17 protein-coding genes are annotated in these 16,865 nt (G+C 71.9%); 8 read left to right on the top strand and 9 right to left on the bottom strand.

Annotated elements, in window-relative coordinates; genetic code table 11:
- Positions 1-55 precede the first annotated feature (55 nt).
- The 6 genes from ACZ7DL_RS07050 to ACZ7DL_RS07075 form a co-directional block, all read right to left on the bottom strand.
- Positions 56-451, bottom strand: coding sequence for a putative leader peptide (locus tag ACZ7DL_RS07050; protein WP_470772057.1), 396 nt, complete (start codon positions 449-451; stop codon positions 56-58).
- A 2-nt stretch (positions 452-453) separates the two neighbouring features.
- Positions 454-2,067, bottom strand: a complete 1,614-nt coding sequence (locus tag ACZ7DL_RS07055) for an FAD-dependent monooxygenase (RefSeq protein WP_470772058.1) — start codon at positions 2,065-2,067, stop codon at positions 454-456.
- 177 nt (positions 2,068-2,244) lie between these two features.
- On the bottom strand, positions 2,245-3,141 hold the full coding sequence (locus ACZ7DL_RS07060) for an amino acid ABC transporter permease (RefSeq protein ID WP_470772059.1): 897 nt from the start codon (positions 3,139-3,141) through the stop codon (positions 2,245-2,247).
- The gene (locus ACZ7DL_RS07065) at positions 3,138-3,806 is read right to left on the bottom strand and encodes an amino acid ABC transporter permease (protein WP_470772061.1); all 669 of its coding nucleotides are present in this window, start codon (positions 3,804-3,806) and stop codon (positions 3,138-3,140) included. Before ACZ7DL_RS07065 ends, ACZ7DL_RS07060 begins: the two co-directional genes overlap by 4 nt.
- Positions 3,807-3,880: 74 nt before the next feature.
- Positions 3,881-4,714 (bottom strand): glutamate ABC transporter substrate-binding protein, encoded by an 834-nt coding sequence (locus tag ACZ7DL_RS07070; protein WP_470772062.1) that lies wholly within the window; start codon positions 4,712-4,714, stop codon positions 3,881-3,883.
- Between the two features lie 66 nt (positions 4,715-4,780).
- Positions 4,781-5,557, bottom strand: coding sequence for an amino acid ABC transporter ATP-binding protein (locus ACZ7DL_RS07075; protein ID WP_470772064.1), 777 nt, complete (start codon positions 5,555-5,557; stop codon positions 4,781-4,783).
- A 296-nt stretch (positions 5,558-5,853) separates the two neighbouring features.
- Between ACZ7DL_RS07075 and ACZ7DL_RS07080 the strand changes: the two genes are divergently transcribed.
- Together ACZ7DL_RS07080 and ACZ7DL_RS07085 are read left to right on the top strand one after the other, a co-directional pair.
- A complete protein-coding gene (locus ACZ7DL_RS07080) occupies positions 5,854-6,540 on the top strand; it encodes a response regulator transcription factor (protein ID WP_470772778.1) in 687 nt (228 codons plus the stop codon).
- Positions 6,541-6,549: 9 nt separating this feature from the next.
- On the top strand, positions 6,550-7,980 hold the full coding sequence (locus tag ACZ7DL_RS07085; protein ID WP_470772065.1) for a sensor histidine kinase: 1,431 nt from the start codon (positions 6,550-6,552) through the stop codon (positions 7,978-7,980).
- 30 nt (positions 7,981-8,010) lie between these two features.
- Here ACZ7DL_RS07085 and ACZ7DL_RS07090 read toward each other — a convergent pair whose 3' ends face one another.
- Positions 8,011-9,009 (bottom strand): TAXI family TRAP transporter solute-binding subunit, encoded by a 999-nt coding sequence (locus ACZ7DL_RS07090; protein WP_470772067.1) that lies wholly within the window; start codon positions 9,007-9,009, stop codon positions 8,011-8,013.
- Positions 9,010-9,116: 107 nt separating this feature from the next.
- Here ACZ7DL_RS07090 and ACZ7DL_RS07095 point away from each other — a divergent pair, with 107 nt between their 5' ends.
- Positions 9,117-9,524: a pyrophosphohydrolase domain-containing protein gene (locus tag ACZ7DL_RS07095; RefSeq protein WP_470772069.1), complete on the top strand. Its 408-nt coding sequence runs from the start codon at positions 9,117-9,119 to the stop codon at positions 9,522-9,524.
- Positions 9,525-9,539: 15 nt separating this feature from the next.
- On the opposite strand, the gene ACZ7DL_RS07100 is transcribed toward ACZ7DL_RS07095, so the two are convergent.
- The gene (locus tag ACZ7DL_RS07100) at positions 9,540-10,958 is read right to left on the bottom strand and encodes a hypothetical protein (protein ID WP_470772070.1); all 1,419 of its coding nucleotides are present in this window, start codon (positions 10,956-10,958) and stop codon (positions 9,540-9,542) included.
- A gap of 732 nt (positions 10,959-11,690) precedes the next feature.
- Between ACZ7DL_RS07100 and ACZ7DL_RS07105 the strand changes: the two genes are divergently transcribed.
- The 4 genes from ACZ7DL_RS07105 (at position 11,691) to ACZ7DL_RS07120 (ending at position 14,338) form a co-directional block, all read left to right on the top strand.
- Positions 11,691-12,233: a hypothetical protein gene (locus tag ACZ7DL_RS07105; protein WP_470772071.1), complete on the top strand. Its 543-nt coding sequence runs from the start codon at positions 11,691-11,693 to the stop codon at positions 12,231-12,233.
- A 164-nt stretch (positions 12,234-12,397) separates the two neighbouring features.
- Positions 12,398-13,081 (top strand): hypothetical protein, encoded by a 684-nt coding sequence (locus ACZ7DL_RS07110; RefSeq protein ID WP_470772073.1) that lies wholly within the window; start codon positions 12,398-12,400, stop codon positions 13,079-13,081.
- Entirely contained in the window at positions 13,081-13,752 is a 672-nt protein-coding gene (locus ACZ7DL_RS07115) for an RES family NAD+ phosphorylase (protein ID WP_470772075.1), read from the top strand. Before ACZ7DL_RS07110 ends, ACZ7DL_RS07115 begins: the two co-directional genes overlap by 1 nt.
- Positions 13,753-13,792: 40 nt before the next feature.
- Complete coding sequence (locus ACZ7DL_RS07120; RefSeq protein ID WP_470772077.1) at positions 13,793-14,338, top strand: DUF1697 domain-containing protein; 546 nt, start codon at positions 13,793-13,795, stop codon at positions 14,336-14,338.
- A gap of 154 nt (positions 14,339-14,492) precedes the next feature.
- Here ACZ7DL_RS07120 and ACZ7DL_RS07125 read toward each other — a convergent pair whose 3' ends face one another.
- The gene (locus ACZ7DL_RS07125; protein WP_470772079.1) at positions 14,493-15,575 is read right to left on the bottom strand and encodes a lytic polysaccharide monooxygenase auxiliary activity family 9 protein; all 1,083 of its coding nucleotides are present in this window, start codon (positions 15,573-15,575) and stop codon (positions 14,493-14,495) included.
- A 332-nt stretch (positions 15,576-15,907) separates the two neighbouring features.
- On the opposite strand from ACZ7DL_RS07125, the gene ACZ7DL_RS07130 reads away from it, so the two are divergent.
- The gene (locus ACZ7DL_RS07130) at positions 15,908-16,741 is read left to right on the top strand and encodes an SDR family NAD(P)-dependent oxidoreductase (protein WP_470772081.1); all 834 of its coding nucleotides are present in this window, start codon (positions 15,908-15,910) and stop codon (positions 16,739-16,741) included.
- Positions 16,742-16,865 lie beyond the last annotated feature (124 nt).

Here is a 16,865-nt window from a genome sequence, read left to right on the forward strand (position 1 = left end):
AGGAGCGTTCGCGAAACGGGCGCGCGGCGGCGCCCGGAAAGGGAAGGAAGCGAATTCAGCAGGACGGGCGACACACGCAGCCCGCGTAGCGGACGAGGTCCATATGGACCCTCCGCCACAGGCGCACACAGGTGTCGGTCACGATCCGGAGTACAGCATGCAGCCGCACACCGGTCAACCGAGGGTCACCCCGTGGACGGAGAGCGAGGGGGCACACGGCCGGCGCGCGCCGTAGCAAGCCTGCCGGGCATACGGCCAAGGTCGGAGCGGACCTACCCGGCACACCGTCCGCGCCGGAGCGGATCCCCACTGCGCACGGTCGGCGCGCGCAGAACCGAGAGCGTCGCCGGCACCCGGCCAACGCCGATGCGAGCCTCCCCGGCACACGGCCGGCGCCCCAGGAGCGGCCCCCGGCACCCGGCCCGCGCCGGCGCGAGCCCCCGCTCCCCATCCTCAACGTGCGCCGGACCCCGCCTCCGCCGTCTGTTCCTCCCTCACCGCGCCGCCGCCCAGCGTGGCCTCCGCCGCCGCGTACAGGTCGGCCGGGCGGACGCCGCTCAGTGCGGTGACCAGGTGGCCGTCGGGGCGTACGAGCAGGACGCTGTGCGCCGGCGCACCCGGGTAGCTTTCGGCGACCAGCAGCTCGGCGGGGTGCGGCAGCGCGGTCACGGCTGCGGCGAGCCGGGGCATCACCCCGGCGGACACCCAGTGCTTGCGGTCCCAGACCCCGGTACCGGGCGCGATCAGGACCACCAGCAGCGCGCCGCGGCCGAGCCGGTCGCGCAGCTGGACGAAGGAGCCGTCCTCCGCCGTGACCCGGACGTCGGTCACCGGTGCGCCGGGCGGGGTGTCGACCGGGATCTCCCCCTCCAGATGCGGGGGCGCCAGGGGCGAGTCGGCGTACGTCCCGGGCGCGCCCAGCGGTCCGCGGCCCAGGTGACCGTCCGTCAGCAGTGCGTCATGGCCCCGGGCCGCGCCGGGGACGATGTGGCGCAGCCCGCCCCCGCCGCGCAGCACCGGCAGCACCTGGTCGGCGGCGCGCAGCCGGGCGGCGACCACCGCGCGCCGCTCGGTCTGGTAGCTGTCCAGCAAGGCGTCGTGCGAGCCGTGGTGCCAGGCCGTGGCCAGCTTCCAGGCGAGGTTGTCGGCGTCCCGGAGGCCCTCGTCGAGCCCCTGGGCGCCGAGCGCGCCCAGCAGATGGGCCGCGTCCCCGGCGAGGAAGACCCGGCCCGCGCGCCACCGGCGGGCCAGCCGGTGGTGCACGGTGTGGACACCGGTGTCGAGCAGCTCGTACACCGGTGTGGTGCTGTCCGTCCAGCCTGCGAGGGTCTCGCGGATCCGGGCCACCAGGATGTCGGGCGTGACCAGGTCCTTGCCCGGCGGCAGCAGCCAGTCCAGGCGCCACACGCCGTCCGGGAGGGGGCGGGCGGTCACCTCCCCGGTCGAGGGCCCGGACTGCCGCCACGGCGGGGTCCGATGGAGCAACGCGTGAGCCTCCCAGGGAAGTTCCGCGCGCAGCGCGGCGACCGCGTGCCGTTCCACCGCCGTACGGCCCGGGAAGCGGATGTCCTGGAGTTTGCGCACGGTCGAGCGGGGGCCGTCGCAGCCGACCAGGTAACTGCCCCGCCACCAGGTGCCCTTGGGGCCGCGGGTGTGTGCGCTGACGCCGGAACGCTCCTGCTCGATCGAGTCCAGGCGGCTGTCGACGGCCAGCCGCACCAGCGGCTCGTCGGTGAGGGCCGCACGCAGGGCGTTCGTCAGGACGTGCTGGGCGAGGTGAAGTGGGGCGGCGGGATCGTCCTCGTCGAAGGCGATCTCGCTCATCACCTGCCTGCGGCGCAGGGACCGCCATCCGGCCCAGCGCACGCCGTGCTCCGCGAGCGCGACCCCGGTCAGCCGCTCCAGCAGCGCGGCCGTGTCCTCGCGCAGGACGACCGTGCGCGCCGGGCGGGGTTCGTCCTTGCCGGGTCCCTCGTCCAGGACGACGGTCGGCACCTCCTGCCGGGCCAGGGCCAGCGCGAGCGTGAGTCCGACGGGCCCCGCTCCGACGATGATCACCGGGTCCATGGCGCGGCGCCCCCTGCCCGTGACGATGCCCTGACGGAGACAAGTGAACAGGAAGGTGGAGCGGGGTGCACGATCACACAACGTATGCAACCCATTGGCAGAGTTTGCGTCAAGCGACCGGAGGCAGTGGCGATCATGCCACTGCCTCCGGGGGGTGCATTCGGGTCTGACCTGGCGTCAGGCCGCGGTTCCCGTTCCCGCGTGGCCCGGGATGTCCACGGTCTCGTCGACACCGAGCACCGCGCCGGTCGACTTCTTGCGCCGCCGCAGCCGGCCCTCCAGCCAGCTCGCGAACGAGGTCAGCGAGAAGTTGATGACCACGTAGATCGCGGCCACCACCGTGAAGGACGCGATGGTGTTGGCGCCGTAGTAGCCGCTCATGGTGCTCGCCGAGGCGAGCAGTTCGGGGAAGGTGAGGACGGCGCCGCCGAGCGCGGTGTCCTTCACGATGACCACCAGCTGGCTGACGATCGCCGGGAGCATCGCGGTGACCGCCTGCGGCAGCAGGATGAGCCGCATCACCTGACCCTTGCGCAGACCGATCGCCATGGCCGCCTCGGCCTGGCCCCGCGGCAGGGCGAGGATGCCCGCGCGGACGATCTCGGCGAGCACCGACGCGTTGTACAGCACCAGACCGGTGACGACCGCGTAGAGCGGACGGTCGTCCGAGCCGACGTCGGTGTACTGGGCGTACAGCGCCAGCCCGAAGATCATCAGCACCAGCACCGGGATCGCGCGGAAGAACTCCACGACGACCGCAGCCGGTACCCGCACCCACACGTGGTCCGAGAGCCGGGCGATGCCGAGGACGGCACCCAGCGGCAGCGCGATGACCATCGACAGGGCCGCCGCCTTGAGGGTGTTCTCCAGGCCCGGCCATATGTACGTCGTGTACGCCTCGGTGCCGCCGCCGAGGTACGGCTTCCACAGCGCCCATTCCAGCTGGTTCTTCTCGTCCAGGGCCGTGTACACCCACCAGCCGACGGCCGCGAACGCAATGACGAAGAGCACCGTGTAGAGGATGTTGCGCTGTTTGGCGCGCGGCCCCTGGGCGTCGTACAGGACCGAGTTCATCGCTTCACCGCCACCTTCTTGCCCACCCAGCCGAGGATCAGGCCGGTCGGCAGGGTCAGGCAGCAGAAGCCGAACGCGATGATCGCGGAGATCAGCAGCAGCTGCGCTTCTTTCTCGACCATGTCCTTCATCAGCAGGGCCGCCTCGGCGACGCCGATCGCGGCCGCCACCGTCGTGTTCTTCGTCAACGCGATCAGGACGTTGGTCAGCGGGCCGACGGCAGCACGGAAGGCCTGCGGCAGGACGACCAGGAACAGCACCTGCGGGAAGCTCAGGCCGATCGCGCGAGCGGCCTCCGCCTGGCCCACGGGCACGGTGTTGATGCCGGCTCGGATCGCCTCGCACACGAAGGACGACGTGTAGACGATCAGCCCGAGCACCGCCAGCCGGAAGTTGGCCGTTTCGATGTTGTCGCTGGCACCCAGACTGATGCTCAGCGTGTCGTGCAGGCCGAGCGAGGCGAACAGGATGATCACCGTGAGCGGGATGTTCCGCACGATGTTCACGTAGGCGGTGCCGAAGCCGCGCATCAGCGGCACCGGACCCACCCGCATGGCGGCCAGCAGAGTGCCCCAGATCAGGGAGCCCACGGCGGACAGCAGTGTCAGCTGCACTGTCGTCCAGAAGGCGCCCAGTACGTCGTAACCGTCAAGAAAGTCGAACACGATCTCCCGCGCTTCCGCGTGTAGGGATGCCCGGATGTGCCGCCCTCACGGACGGCGCATCCCCGGGCGTTGCCTCAGCTCTTGATGTCGCCGATCTTCGGAGCGCGCTCGTTCTTGTAGCCGGCCGGACCGAAGTTCTTGTCCACGGCCTTCTGCCAGGAACCGTCGGACACCATCTCCTCGAGGGCCTTGTTGATCTTGGCCTTGAGGTCGCTGCCCTTCTTGACGCCGATGCCGTAGTTCTCGTTGGTCATCTTCAGGCCGCCCAGCTTGAACTTGCCCTTGAACTGGGCCTGGGAGGCGTAACCGGCGAGGATCGAGTCGTCCGTGGTGAGGGCGTCGATCGCCTTGTTCTGGAGACCGGTCAGGCACGCGGAGTACGTCGGGTACTTCTGGAGCTGCGCCTTGGGGGCCAGCTTGTCCTTGACGTTCTGCGCCGAGGTGGAGCCGGTGACGGAACACAGCTTCACCTTGTTCAGGTCCGCCGCGGTCTTGATGGAGTTGTCGTCCGCGCGGACCAGCACGTCCTGGTGGGCGAGCAGGTACGGGCCGGCGAAGTCGACGAGCTTCTGGCGCTCCGGCGTGATCGAGTAGGACGCGGCGATGAAGTCGACGTCACCGCGCTTGAGCATGGTCTCGCGGTCGGCGCTCTTCGACTCCTTCCACTCGATCTGGTCGGTGTTGTAACCGAGCTTCTTGGCGACATAGGTGGCGACGTCGACGTCGAAGCCCGCGTAGCCCTGCGGGGTCTTCTGGCCGATGCCCGGCTGGTCGAACTTGATGCCGATGGTGATCGTCTTGCCATCACCGGAGCCGCCTTCGTCCTTCTTGTCGCCGCCGCACGCGGTGGCGGTCACGGAGAGGGCGAGGAGGACGGCCGAGGCGGCGGTGACCTTGCGGAGCTTCATGGTGAACATCCTTTGAGTGGTGAGGAACGAGGTCCTGAGACGCGTGACGCGACCGGGGCCGTGCCGTCAGTGGTGCAGGATCTTGGACAGGAAATCCTTGGCGCGGTCGCTGCGCGGGTTGCTGAAGAACTGGTCGGGCGCGGCCTGTTCGACGATCCGGCCGTCCGCCATGAAGACCACGCGGTTTGCAGCCGATCGTGCGAAGCCCATCTCGTGCGTGACGACGATCATCGTCATGCCCTCACGGGCGAGCTGCTGCATGACCTCGAGGACCTCGTTGATCATCTCGGGGTCGAGGGCGGAGGTCGGCTCGTCGAAGAGCATGACCTTCGGGTCCATCGCCAGCGCCCGCGCGATCGCGACGCGCTGCTGCTGGCCGCCGGACAGCTGGGCGGGGTACTTGTCCGCCTGGGTGCCCACGCCGACCCGGTCCAGCAGGGCCCGCGCCTTCTCCTCCGCCTGCCTCTTGTCCGCTTTGCGGACCTTGAGCTGGCCCAGCATCACGTTCTCGAGCACGGTCTTGTGCGCGAACAGGTTGAACGACTGGAACACCATGCCGACGTCCGCCCGCAGCCGGGCCAGCTCGCGGCCCTCGTGCGGCAGGGGCTTGCCGTCGATCGTGATCGTGCCCGAGTCGATGGTCTCCAGGCGGTTGATGGTGCGGCACAGGGTCGACTTTCCGGACCCGGAGGGCCCGATGACCACGACGACCTCCCCGCGGGTGATCGTCAGGTCGATGTCCTGGAGCACGTGCAACGCGCCGAAGTGCTTGTTGACGCTCTTCAGGACGACCAGTTCGTCGGAGGTGGCCACATCTTCCTTGGCCACCGATACTTTGGTCATCGCTCTCGGGCTCCGTCCTCCTCGGTTTCCGAGGACAGTAGTGAGGGGCTGTGACCTGCGTCATCACATCTGAGGGAGATCTGAGCATCACGATCCGATAGCTATCGGACACGTGTCGTAGCACGTGCCCGCCTGTGTGCGTATCGGCCGGGTAACGGAAGCGCCGGGGAACCCCAGCCCTCTTGACGTCGTCCTAATCCATCGGCGTCACTGCCATGGTGCACGCGCGCGTGCGTGTGACCTACAAGTGCGACGGAAACCGAGACCGCATGACTGCTGAACCGGAGGGGGCCGGGATGAGGCTGCTCCTCGTCGAGGACGACAACCATGTCGCCGCGGCCCTGTCCGCCGTGCTCGCGCGGCACGGATTCCGTGTCACCCACGCGCGCAGCGGCGAGGAGGCTCTCCAGGCGCTCGTGCCCGAGGGAGCCGGTTTCGGTGTCGTCCTGCTCGACCTCGGCCTGCCCGGCCAGGACGGCTACGAGGTGTGCAGCAAGATCCGCAAACGCACCAACACCCCCGTGATCATGGTCACCGCGCGCTCCGACGTCCGTTCCCGCATCCACGGGCTCAACCTGGGGGCCGACGACTACGTGGTGAAGCCGTACGACACCGGAGAGCTGCTCGCCCGGATCCACGCGGTCAGCCGGCGCACCGCCCAGGAGGGCGCCGCGACCGGCGGCGAGAGCGCCCTGCTGCTCGGCCCCGTCCGCATCGAACTGCCCACCCGCCAGGTCAGCGTGGACGGCACGGTGGTCCAGCTGACCCGCAAGGAGTTCGATCTGCTCGCGCTGCTCGCCCAGCGGCCGGGCGTGGTGTTCCGGCGGGAGCAGATCATCAGCGAGGTCTGGCGCACCAGCTGGGAGGGCACCGGCCGCACCCTGGAGGTGCACGTCGCCTCCCTGCGGGCCAAGCTGCGCATGCCCGCGCTGATCGAGACCGTACGCGGCGTCGGCTACCGGCTCGTCGCCCCGGCCGCCTAGCGGGGACGGGTGCGCACACGCCTCCTGCCGCTGCTCATCGTCCTGCTGGCGGCCGTTCTGCTCGCGCTCGGCGTGCCGCTCGCCGTCAGCCTGGCCGCCGCCCGGCAGCAGCAGGTCGTCGTCGACCGGATCGACGACACGGCACGCTTCGCGGCGCTCGCCCAGTTCGTCACCGACGGGCCCAGCGGATCGCGCCGCACCACCACGGACGAGCGCGGGCAGGCCCTGCGCAACGAGCTGGAGAGCTACTACGGCGTCTACGGCATCCGCGCGGGTGTCTTCTACCGCAACGGCTCGGCGATGGCCGAAGCGCCCGGCGACTGGTTCGTACCGCGCACGGGGGAGGTGCGGGGGGCGTTCGACGAGGCGCTGCTCAGCCGGCGCAGCCACGATCCACCGCAGGTGTGGCCCTGGCAGCGCAGCCGGCTCGTCGTCGCCTCACCGGTGATCCGGGACGGGGACGTCGTCGCGGTCGTGGTCACCGACTCGCCCACGGGGCAGCTGCGGTCGCGGATTCTGCGCGGCTGGCTGTTCATCGGCGCCGGCGAGATCGCGGCGATGCTGCTCGCCGTCGGCGCGGCGCTGCGGCTGACCGGCTGGGTGCTCAGGCCGGTGCGGATCCTGGACGCCACCACCCACGACATCGCCACCGGGCGCCTGAAGTCCCGGGTCGCGGCCGCCGGCGGGCCGCCGGAACTCAGACGGCTGGCCCGCTCGTTCAACGAGATGGCGGACAACGTCGAGGCCGTGCTGGAGCAGCAGCGCGCCTTCGTCGCCGACGCCTCGCACCAGCTGCGCAACCCGCTCGCGGCGCTGCTGCTGCGCATCGAACTGCTCGCCCTGGAACTGCCTGAGGACAACGAGGAGATCGCCTCGGTCCGCACCGAGGGCAAGCGCCTCGCGCAGGTCCTGGACGATCTGCTCGACCTGGCGCTGGCCGAGCACGTCGAGGCCGACCTCCGGCTGACCGACATCGGCGCGCTGGCCGAGGAGCGGGTGGCCGCCTGGGCACCGGCCGCCCGGACCAAGGGCGTCCGGCTGACCGGCGACTGCCCGCCGACCACCGCCTGGGCCGACCCGATCGCCCTGTCCAGCGCCCTGGACGCGGTGATCGACAATGCCGTGAAGTTCACCCCCGAGGGCGGCACGGTGGAGGTGACCGTCTCCGCCGACGGCGACACCACCAGCGTCGTCGTCACGGACACCGGTCCCGGCCTCACCGACGAGGAACTCGCGCGCGTGGGCGACCGTTTCTGGCGCAGCGGCCGGCATCAGAACGTGAAGGGCTCGGGCCTCGGCCTGTCCATCACGCGTGCCCTGCTCGCGGCGGGCGGCGGCTCGATCGACTACGCCCATCACCAGCCGCGGGGGCTGCGGGTGACGGTCAGGGTGCCGCGGCACGCGTCGGAGACCGGCGAGGACTCCTCGGCCGCCTCCTGAGGCACCGGGGCCGCCGGATTTCCCGGTGGTCTACGGCTTCACCGAACGGTAGTAGCGCCGGGCGCCCTCCTGCAGGGGCAGCGGGTCGGTGTAGATCGCGGTGCGCAGATCGACGAGCTGGGCCGAGTGGACGTGGGCGCCGATGCCGTCCCGGCTCTTGATCACCGTACGGGTGACCCACTCCGTCAGCCGGGGGTCCACGTCCGTACGGGTGATCAGCACGTTGGACACGGCGATCGTCGGCACCTGCGAGCCCTGCTGCACGTTCGGGTAGGCCGACTCGGGGATGTTGGTGGCCCGGTAGTAGCGCGTGCCCTCGCCCTCGCTGTGCAGCCGGGTGATCAGCGCCTGGTCGATCGGGACGAACCGGAAGGCGCCCTTCTTCGCCAGCGTGAGCAGCCCCTTGGTGGGCAGGCCACCGGACCAGAAGAAGGCGTCGATCTTGCCCTGCCGGAGCCGGTCGGGCCCGGTGTCTATGCCGTCCGCCACCGGCGTGATGTCCTTCCGCGGGTCGATACCGGCGGCCCGCAGCACCCGGTCGGCGATCAGCCGCACCCCGGAATTGGGCAGTCCGGTCGCCACCCGCTTGTGCCGGAGGTCCGCCACGCTCCTGATGCCCGAGCCACGGGGCACGATGAGGTGCACATAGTCGTCGTAGAGCCGTGCCACACCGCGCAGCCGCCCGGCGCCGCTGCCCTGCCGCAGCTCGTACGTCGCCACCGCGTCGGCCGCCGCGATGGTGAAGTCGGCCTTCCCGGTCGCCACCCGCTCGACGTTCTCCTGGGAACCCGCGCTGTTGAGCAATTTCACCTCCAGGCCCGGCATGTCCTTGCCCAGCTCGGTGCGCAGCCGCTCGCCGTACTCCTGGTAGACGCCGCGGGGCGTCCCGGTGCTGAACACGATCGTCCCGGTGGGCGGCGTCTCGCCCAGGGGCAGCAGCCACCACAGCAGCAGCCCGAGGGCCACGACACCGACGGCCGCGCCCTGCCACGCTCGGCTTCTGCTGATCCGGGGGAACACCTTGGACATGCGGCGATCCTGCCAGGCGACGCACGACGCTGACCAGGGCCGGGGTCGTTCCGGTGGGCCGGCCTCGGGCGGACGGCGCTGTCAGTGGTGGCCGTTAGAGTCGCCGTATGCGCACTTCGCCCGCCGACCTCGTCCGTGAGTTCCACCGTGCCTTCGGCCTCGACGCCCGCAGTACGCCGACGGAGGTGGGCCCCGAACTCGCCGCCCACCGCGGAGAACTGCTCGCCGAGGAGGCCGCGGAGGTGGCCGAGGTCGCCGTGGAGGGACCGCTGGACCGGCTCGCGCACGAACTGGCCGACGTGGTGTACGTGGCCTACGGCACGGCTCTCGTGCACGGCATCGACCTGGACGAGGTGATCGCCGAGATCCACCGCGCCAACATGAGCAAGATCGGCCCGGACGGGCAGGTCGCCCGCCGGGCCGACGGCAAGGTCCTCAAGGGGGACCACTACCGGGCGCCGGACGTGTCCGCCGTACTGCGCCGCCAGGGCTGGATACCGGGCGGCGCGGCCTGACGCCGACGCCGGTGCCTACGACTTCAGGGAGCCGCCCGCCAGTTTCCACTCCCGGTGCAGGGCGCCCAGCGGGATGCTCCGCTGGATGACCGGCGTACCGAAGATGGACAGCTGGAGCCGCAGGGTGCCGGAGAGGTCCACGCCGCCGTAGACGCCCCAGGTGCCCTCCGCCTTCGGCTTGCTGCCGTCGGAGGCGGAGGTGATCGTGCCGGCGGCCTCGCCGCGCAGATAGGGGGCGAGGTCGGCGGTGACACCGACGGTGCCGTAGAGGCCGACGGTGGCCTCGGCGCCGAGTGCGGTGCGCACGGAGCCGGCGGTGGTGACGGAGGCCCGCACCGGGGTGCTGGTCATGTCGGAGGAGCTGACCGGAGTCCATCCCCGGGTGGGGCCGAAGGTGCCGCCCGCCTTGAAGTCGCCCTTGAGGCTCTGCTCGACGTCGACGGTGACCTGGCCGTCCGCGCTGATCTGGAAGTAGCAGGTCAGATCGAGGTTGACGACGACGGGGACCGGGCCGACCTGGAGGACCGGGTCGGCGTGCAGCTTGGCGAACGGGATCCGCAGCGGGGTGCCGGTGGCCGCCGCGGCCCGCCCCTTGACCGCCCAGCCGGAGGTCCAGTCGCCGGACACGCCGAGGTAGGCCGAGCCGGGCGGCGCGTCGGTTCCGGTGCCGCCGTAGGCGAAGTCGACCTGCGGGGCGACCTGCACGAAGCCGTGGACGGAGGCGGAGGCCGACACGGGGGCGTCCTTGGCGGTGGGTACCTCCGCGCTGACGTCGAGCCGGAGGCTGCCGAGCGGCACCGTCGCGCCCTTGGGGCCGGCGTGTACGTCACCGGTCTTCGCCCAGGACACCTTCACATCGGGCAGCAGCTTGTCGACGGCGAAGGACGACGGGTCGACCGGCACGTCACCCTTCGCCGTGTCGTCGCCCAGCAGCGCGTTGAGCGCGGCCGGTTCGGTCTGGACCTCCGTGCCGCCGTCCGTCTCGCCGATCACCTTGGTGACCTTGGCGAGCAGCCCGTGCGGTGCTCCCGGCGCGGGCGCGCTGGCGATCACGTCGCCCACGGCGGCCTTGTGCGCGGGGGCCGGTGCGGCCGGGGAGGAGGGCGAGCCGCTCGGAGTCCCCTTGTCCTTCGGCTTGTCGGTGATGACGGCCCGCCGGTTGTGGCTGTCGTACGAGCTGACGGCGAGCGTGGTTTTGTGGGCCCGCCGGTCCGGGCCGGCCGGACTCGCCGCGGCGGTCGCGGTGGCGGTCGGGGCGGCGGCGACGGTGAGCGAGTGGTCCGGGCCGTCGGCGGGCCGGTCGGCGGCCCGGGTCTGCCCGCCGTGTCCGGCGGCCGGCGGCTGCTCGGCCCCGGGCGCGGGCGAGGAGCAGGCGGCGGCGAGGAACAGCGTGGTCACGGCGAAGGCGGGCAGCAGGGCACGCCTGTGCCTCATGCGTCTGCGCAAGGTCGGTCCTGTGGGAAGTGGGGGGTGGCAGAGAGGAACCGGCACCGGTTCTCCTCATGGGCAGTACCGGTCGGTAACTCGTTGACGAGCCATGAGCATGCCACCCCTCGCGCACAGGTCGCGCACGATCCGGCCACAGATCAACGTGACCTGCACCACGCGCACTTGAGGCCCGGACGGCGTCAGCCCCCGACAGGCCGGTACCGCCGAGGCGGGTCAGCAGCTCCGCGAGGCGGGCGATGTCCGCCGGGGGCCACGCCGGGCCGGAGAACAGCTCGGCGGCGGTCTCCTCCGCCGTGGCACCGCATCTCCGCCAGCCGCCGCCGGCCCGTCCCGGTCACTGCCGCGTACGCCACACGGAACCGGGCTTCACCAACCGAGCGGCCCGCGGGCGCCACCGGCCGGGCGGTCTGCGGGCGTCGAGCCGGGCGCCACCGGCCGGGTGGCCGTGGGTGTCTCGCGGGGCGGCCCACGATCGAAGGGAGGGGTGCCCTCGATCGATGGGAAGGGCGCCCACGATCGACGGGAAGGGGTGGAAGGCGGCCGGTGTCGCGCCCGGGATCCGCCCGGCTGCCGCCCGCCGGGCCGGCCCGGCGGGCGGGTGCGGTCGCCTGCGGGCCGAACCCCGGGCGACGTCCGGGCCGGGTGTTCACCCGGCCCCGGGACGGCTGCTTCCCTGGCGGGAAGGACGGAACGACGGGGGACGGGGAGGGGGGCGGGGTGGACGTCGGGGGAGCGACCGCGCCGGTGGTCGCGGTCGTCGGAGTCGTCGGGACGCTGCTGTCCGCGCTGCTGACCCAGCGCGCGGCCGACCGCAGCCGCCGGCGCGAGCAGGAGCGCGCCGAGCAGGTACGGGAGCGGCGCCGGCAGGCCGACGAACTGCGCGCGTGCTACGTCGCCCTGAACACCTCCGCCCGGCACTATCTGGCCGCGCTCACCGACCAGGTGCACGCGCTGGGCCGCGACGAGGAACTGCGCACCGTACGGCAGCGGCTCACCGAGGCGCGCGACCAGTACCGGGACGTGTACGCCGAGGCCCAGCTGCGCATGCCGGAGCGGGTGCTCGACCTCGCGGGCGGCCTCACGCACGACCTCGGAGCGGTCTACGGCATGGTCCGGCGCCTGGACGACGGAGTCGCGCGCTCCGGGGACTCGCCGGACGCCGTGCGGGCGAGCATCGACGAACTGTGGGAGCGGCTGCGCCGGATGCGGCGCGAGATGCGCACCGAACCGGGTGCGTTCCGGGCGGATTCCGGGCGGTGAGGAGGCCGAGGGCGGCATCGTGTCGCCGGGCGCACCAGGGGTCGGCATAGTGGCAGGGGCCCCGGGGTCGCGCCGGTGCGGGCGTACGGCGCTCGTCGGCGAACTCGGCTGTCGGGGAAGGAAGTCCGGCACAGGCTTGCGCGGTACGCGGGAGGGAGGACGGCGTGAACGAGGAGGGTGCCGGGCCGGCGGAGCGGCTGCTCGCGCTGATCGGCGAGCACCGGGACAGCATCCGCCAGGCGCTGGACGACGAACGGTACGCGCAGCTGCTGACCAGGCTGACGGAACTCGCCGGCGCGCCACCGGACGACGGCAGGGCGGTCCGCAAGGCACTTCAGGGCGTCAAACTGGCCCTGCTCTCGCTGCCGTTCGGCCATCCGGTGCGCCGGGAACTGGACTCCACGCGGGGCGCCGTGATGCTGCCCGGGCCGGGGGCCGTGGCGGGTGCACAGGAGCTGACGGCCTGGTTCCGGCTGCCGTCCCCGACGCGCGAACCGGCGTACGGCAAGGACCCCGAGCAGGACCGGCTGCTGCGGGAACCGGCCCTTACGGCCGCCGAGGCGCGGAACCGCTGCGGCGGGGCGCCGCCCCCGGAACTGATCAGACTGCGCGATCCCCGAGACGGCGACCGCTACCCGGAGTTCCAGTTCGCCCCGGCCGGCGGCACCCCGCGCGACGTCGTCCTCGAGGTCAACCGGCTGCTGCTCGCGGACATCGACCCGTGGGGCGCCGCGGCCTGGTGGCTCAGCGGCAACACCTGGCTGGGCGGCACCCCCGCCGCGCTGCTCGGCCGGCTCCCCGACCACCGGCTGGTCGGCGCGGCCCTCGAACTGGCGGAGGGGGAGTGATGGGCGTCTTCTTCCCGATGATCGACCTGAAACTGCGCCCGAACCGCCGGGTGATCCCGGCGGGCACGGTGCTGTGGCGGGTCCATCAGTCCCGGTACGCGCCGGACGAGTTCAACCCGAGGCTCGCGGACATCCACTTCGAGGGCGGCCGTTTCGACGGCACCGTGCTGGACACGTACCACAGCCTGTACCTGGCGGACAGCGCGCTGACGGCGCTGGCGGAGAGCGTGCTGCGCTCCCGGCCCTTCGAGCCGCCCTTCGGTGAGCGCACGATCCCCTACCGCACGGTCTGGCAGCGGTCGCTGAGCTGTCTGCGCACCCGCTACGACTTGACCCTGGTCTCTTTGATCAGCGGCGCGGACCTGGCCGCCGTCTGCCAGGACGCCACGCTCCTGGAGGACGAGAGCAACTACGCCCGGGCCCGGCGCTGGTCGAGCGAGATCCGGGCGCAGGCGGCCGATGCCATGGGGCTGATCTGGGAGTCCCGGCGCAACCGGTCCGAGCACGCCCTGGTCCTCTTCCACGACCGCTGCACGGGCCCGGACGGCAGGCCGCTGGAGGTCCTGGCGGACCGCGGCATCGCCGACCTCGGCTCCGAGGAGGGCTGGGAGCGGGCCAACGCACTGCTCGCACCGCTGCGGGCGCAGATCGCGAAGCCCGAGTGGCCGTGACCGAGGTCGCGCGCGGCCGGCCGTGTGAGAGGTTGGTGCCATGACGAAGCACGTCGCTCTGCTGCGCGGGATCAACGTCGGCGGCCAGGCGAAGATCGCCATGAAGGATCTGCGCGACCTGTTCGCCGCCATGGGGTTCGACGCCGTCCGGACCTATCTCCAGAGCGGGAACGTGGTCTTCTCCGCCCCCGGCACACAGACCCCCGCGGAACTCGCCGCGAGGATCGAGAAGCGGATCGCCGACGATCTCGGGGTGTCCTCGAAGGTGCTGCTGCGCAGCGCCGACTCGCTGGCCCGCACCCTCGCCCGGAACCCGTACGCCGGGCAGGAGGACGACCCGGCCAAGCTGCACGTCACCTTCCTCGCCCAGGAGCCGACCGCAGAGCAGGCCGCCCGCCTGGCGGTGCCGGCCGGCGAGGCCGCCGCGTTCACCCTGGCCGGCGACGAGATCCACCTGCACGTGCCCGACGGGTACGGCAGGACCAAGCTCAACAACGCCTTCATCGAGCGCCGCCTCGGCATGCCGGCCACCACCCGCAACTGGAGGACGGTCAACGCCCTGTACGAGCTGGCCGGCCAGGACTGAGCCGCTGCGAGGACCGAACCGCTGAGAGGACTGAGCCGCTGGGGGGACCGAACCGCTGCGGGGACCGAGCCGCGGCCGGCCGGTGAGCACGATCGGCCTCGCCGTCTCCCCCGGGCGGGCCGGGGGAGACGGCGAGGGGCACGGGCCACGGTCCTCAGGAGGCGCCCTGCGCCGTGACGCAGCCGACCGAGCCGACCGGGACGTTGTTGCCGGTCGAGGTGGCGGTGAAGCCGAAGGTGACGCTGCCGTCGGCGGGCACGACCCGGTTGTGGTCCACGTTGCGGACCGTGACCTTGCCGCCGGTGCCGGTGGACTGCGTACCGTTCCAGATGCTGCTGATCTTCGTTCCGGTGCCGGGCTGCCAGCTCACGGCCCAGCCGTCGAGCGGGGCCGTGCCGTGATTCATGACCTCGACGGATGCCTGGAAGCCGCCGTTCCAGGAGTTCACCACGGAGTACGTGGCCATGCAGGAGCCGGAGGGCGGATCCGTGGGCGTCGGCGTCGGTGTCGGGGTCGTGCCGGAGTCGCCGATGCCCGTGACCTCGCCGTGGCCGCCGTCGAAGACGATGTCGGAGCAGGAGAAGAAGTTCTCCTGACTGTCCGAGCGGACCCACTGGATGAACAGCAGGGCATCACCGGAGCGCCCGGAGGGCAGCGGCAGATCCCAGTGGTAGTGGCCGCCTTCGGTACCCGGTGAGCCCGTCTGCGGCGGATTCGTGACCGTCTGGATCAGATCGAGGTCGGCCCAGCGCAGGGGCGAGGTGGGCGACCAGCCGGGCTTGGTGAGATAGACCCGGAAGTCACCCGGGTGCGCAGCCCAGTTGCTGTACTGCGCCTGGATCGTCGCCCCGCTGGTCAGATGGGTCCGCGGCCAGTCCGAGCGGGCCGCGTTGTAGGCGGAGAAGTCGTACGGCGACCGGTCGCCGGCGCTGCACAGGGTGCCGTCGGGGACGTAGCCCGCGCCGCGTCCGCCGGCGTTCGAGTCGAGTACGGCGAACCAGTTGTACAGCGCCGTCGCACCGCTCTCGGCCAGCGCGTTCCGGCAGGCCGGGTTGGTCGGGTCCAGCGCGCCGGTCGCCGTCCGGGCGTCCAGGTAACACAGGTAGGTACGGGATCCGGGCAGCATCGCCACCCCGTGCGCGTGTGCTCTGCCCTGCCCCAGGAGGGCCAGACCGAGCGCCGTCAGCAGGGTCGACAAGGCCGCCGCCACCGACAGCAGTCTGCCGCGTCGAGTCACGTTTCTCTCCTTCCGTCGGATCGGACGGGCGGTACGCCCCCGGAGGGCGCCGTACCGAGGTACGCGGGGACCACCGGGGCGTCGGTGCGGATGTGTGGTGGCACGAGAGGGTGATGCACCGCCCCAAGGGGTCTTCGGGACGGTGGCCTATGGGAGCGCTCCCACTCGCTCTGTCGGGGAGGAATGTAGGGAGACTTCATGCCCTTGACAAGGTGGTGCGCGCGGACCGTGACCCGGGCCTCGGCGAGCGGTGGCCGGAAGTCGCCATCGGCGGATCAGCGGGTTCTAAGCTCGGTGGCCGTTGATGATCTCGGCGAAGGGCCTGAACTGCGATGGAGGACAAGCGCGTTGTCGTCGTGACGGGCGGAGGGTCGGGCATCGGGGAGGCCACGGCCCGGCTGCTGCGCGAGAAGGGGCACCACGTGGTGGTCTCCGGCCGGCGGGCCGAGCCCCTGGAGCGCCTCGCGAAGGAGACGGGGGTGCTGGCGCACCCGTCCGATGCCGGGGACCCCGACGCGGTCGAGGGCCTCGTCCGCGCGGCCCTGGACGCACACGGACGGCTCGACGGGCTGGTGCTGAACGCGGGCATCGGACGCGGTGGCGCCGTGGGTGACATGTCGTTGCGGGACTGGGACGAGGTGATGCGCACCAACCTCACCGGCCCGCTCCTCCTGCTGCGCGCGGCGATTCCGCACCTGCTGGAGTCCAGGGGATCGGTGGTCGCCGTCGCCTCCGTCTCCGCCCTGCGCAACGGTACGAGCAACGCCCCGTACGCCACCTCCAAGGCGGCCCTGCTCCAGCTGTGCCGTTCCGTCGCCGTCGATTACGGCCGTCAGGGGGTGCGCGCCAACATCGTCTGCCCCGGCTGGGTCCGGACCGAGATGGCCGACCGGCGCATGGCGCGCTTCGCCGAGGAGGCCGGGCTGCCCGGTGGCGGGACCGAGGCCGCCTACGAGGCGGTGACGAGCCTGCTGCCCCAGGGCCGCCCGGGCGAGCCGCGCGAGGTCGCGGAGGCGATCGACTGGCTGCTCTCCCCGGCGGCGTCGTACGTCAACGGAGCGGTCCTCACCGTCGACGGCGGAACGACGGCCCTCGACCCCGGCACGCTCGCCTTCGACCACCACATCGCACCGCGGGAGGGCGTGGGCTTCACGGCCGGCCGGTGAGCCCGGAGGTGTCTGTGGGGCGCGGGCCGCACCGGCCGGTGGGCCACGGGTAGGTGACGTGACCGGCCTGTGTGTCCGCCCCTGGTCTCCGTGCGCTCCGGCCGTGGTCCATCTCGCGTCGGTC

The organism is Streptomyces sp. NPDC036984, assembly GCF_055607665.1.

Excerpts from the sequence above, each read along its gene's own strand:
- ACZ7DL_RS07070 (WP_470772062.1), bottom strand. The coding sequence starts at position 4,714 with ATGAAGCTCCGCAAGGTCACCGCCGCCTCGGCCGTCCTCCTCGCCCTC.
- ACZ7DL_RS07055 (WP_470772058.1), bottom strand. The coding sequence starts at position 2,067 with ATGGACCCGGTGATCATCGTCGGAGCGGGGCCCGTCGGACTCACGCTC.
- ACZ7DL_RS07060 (WP_470772059.1), bottom strand. The coding sequence starts at position 3,141 with ATGAACTCGGTCCTGTACGACGCCCAGGGGCCGCGCGCCAAACAGCGC.
- ACZ7DL_RS07115 (WP_470772075.1), top strand. The coding sequence starts at position 13,081 with ATGGGCGTCTTCTTCCCGATGATCGACCTGAAACTGCGCCCGAACCGC.
- ACZ7DL_RS07100 (WP_470772070.1), bottom strand. The coding sequence starts at position 10,958 with ATGAGGCACAGGCGTGCCCTGCTGCCCGCCTTCGCCGTGACCACGCTG.
- ACZ7DL_RS07090 (WP_470772067.1), bottom strand. The coding sequence starts at position 9,009 with ATGTCCAAGGTGTTCCCCCGGATCAGCAGAAGCCGAGCGTGGCAGGGC.
- ACZ7DL_RS07120 (WP_470772077.1), top strand. The coding sequence starts at position 13,793 with ATGACGAAGCACGTCGCTCTGCTGCGCGGGATCAACGTCGGCGGCCAG.
- ACZ7DL_RS07095 (WP_470772069.1), top strand. The coding sequence starts at position 9,117 with ATGCGCACTTCGCCCGCCGACCTCGTCCGTGAGTTCCACCGTGCCTTC.
- ACZ7DL_RS07075 (WP_470772064.1), bottom strand. The coding sequence starts at position 5,557 with ATGACCAAAGTATCGGTGGCCAAGGAAGATGTGGCCACCTCCGACGAA.
- ACZ7DL_RS07050 (WP_470772057.1), bottom strand. The coding sequence starts at position 451 with ATGGGGAGCGGGGGCTCGCGCCGGCGCGGGCCGGGTGCCGGGGGCCGC.
- ACZ7DL_RS07130 (WP_470772081.1), top strand. The coding sequence starts at position 15,908 with ATGGAGGACAAGCGCGTTGTCGTCGTGACGGGCGGAGGGTCGGGCATC.
- ACZ7DL_RS07080 (WP_470772778.1), top strand. The coding sequence starts at position 5,854 with ATGAGGCTGCTCCTCGTCGAGGACGACAACCATGTCGCCGCGGCCCTG.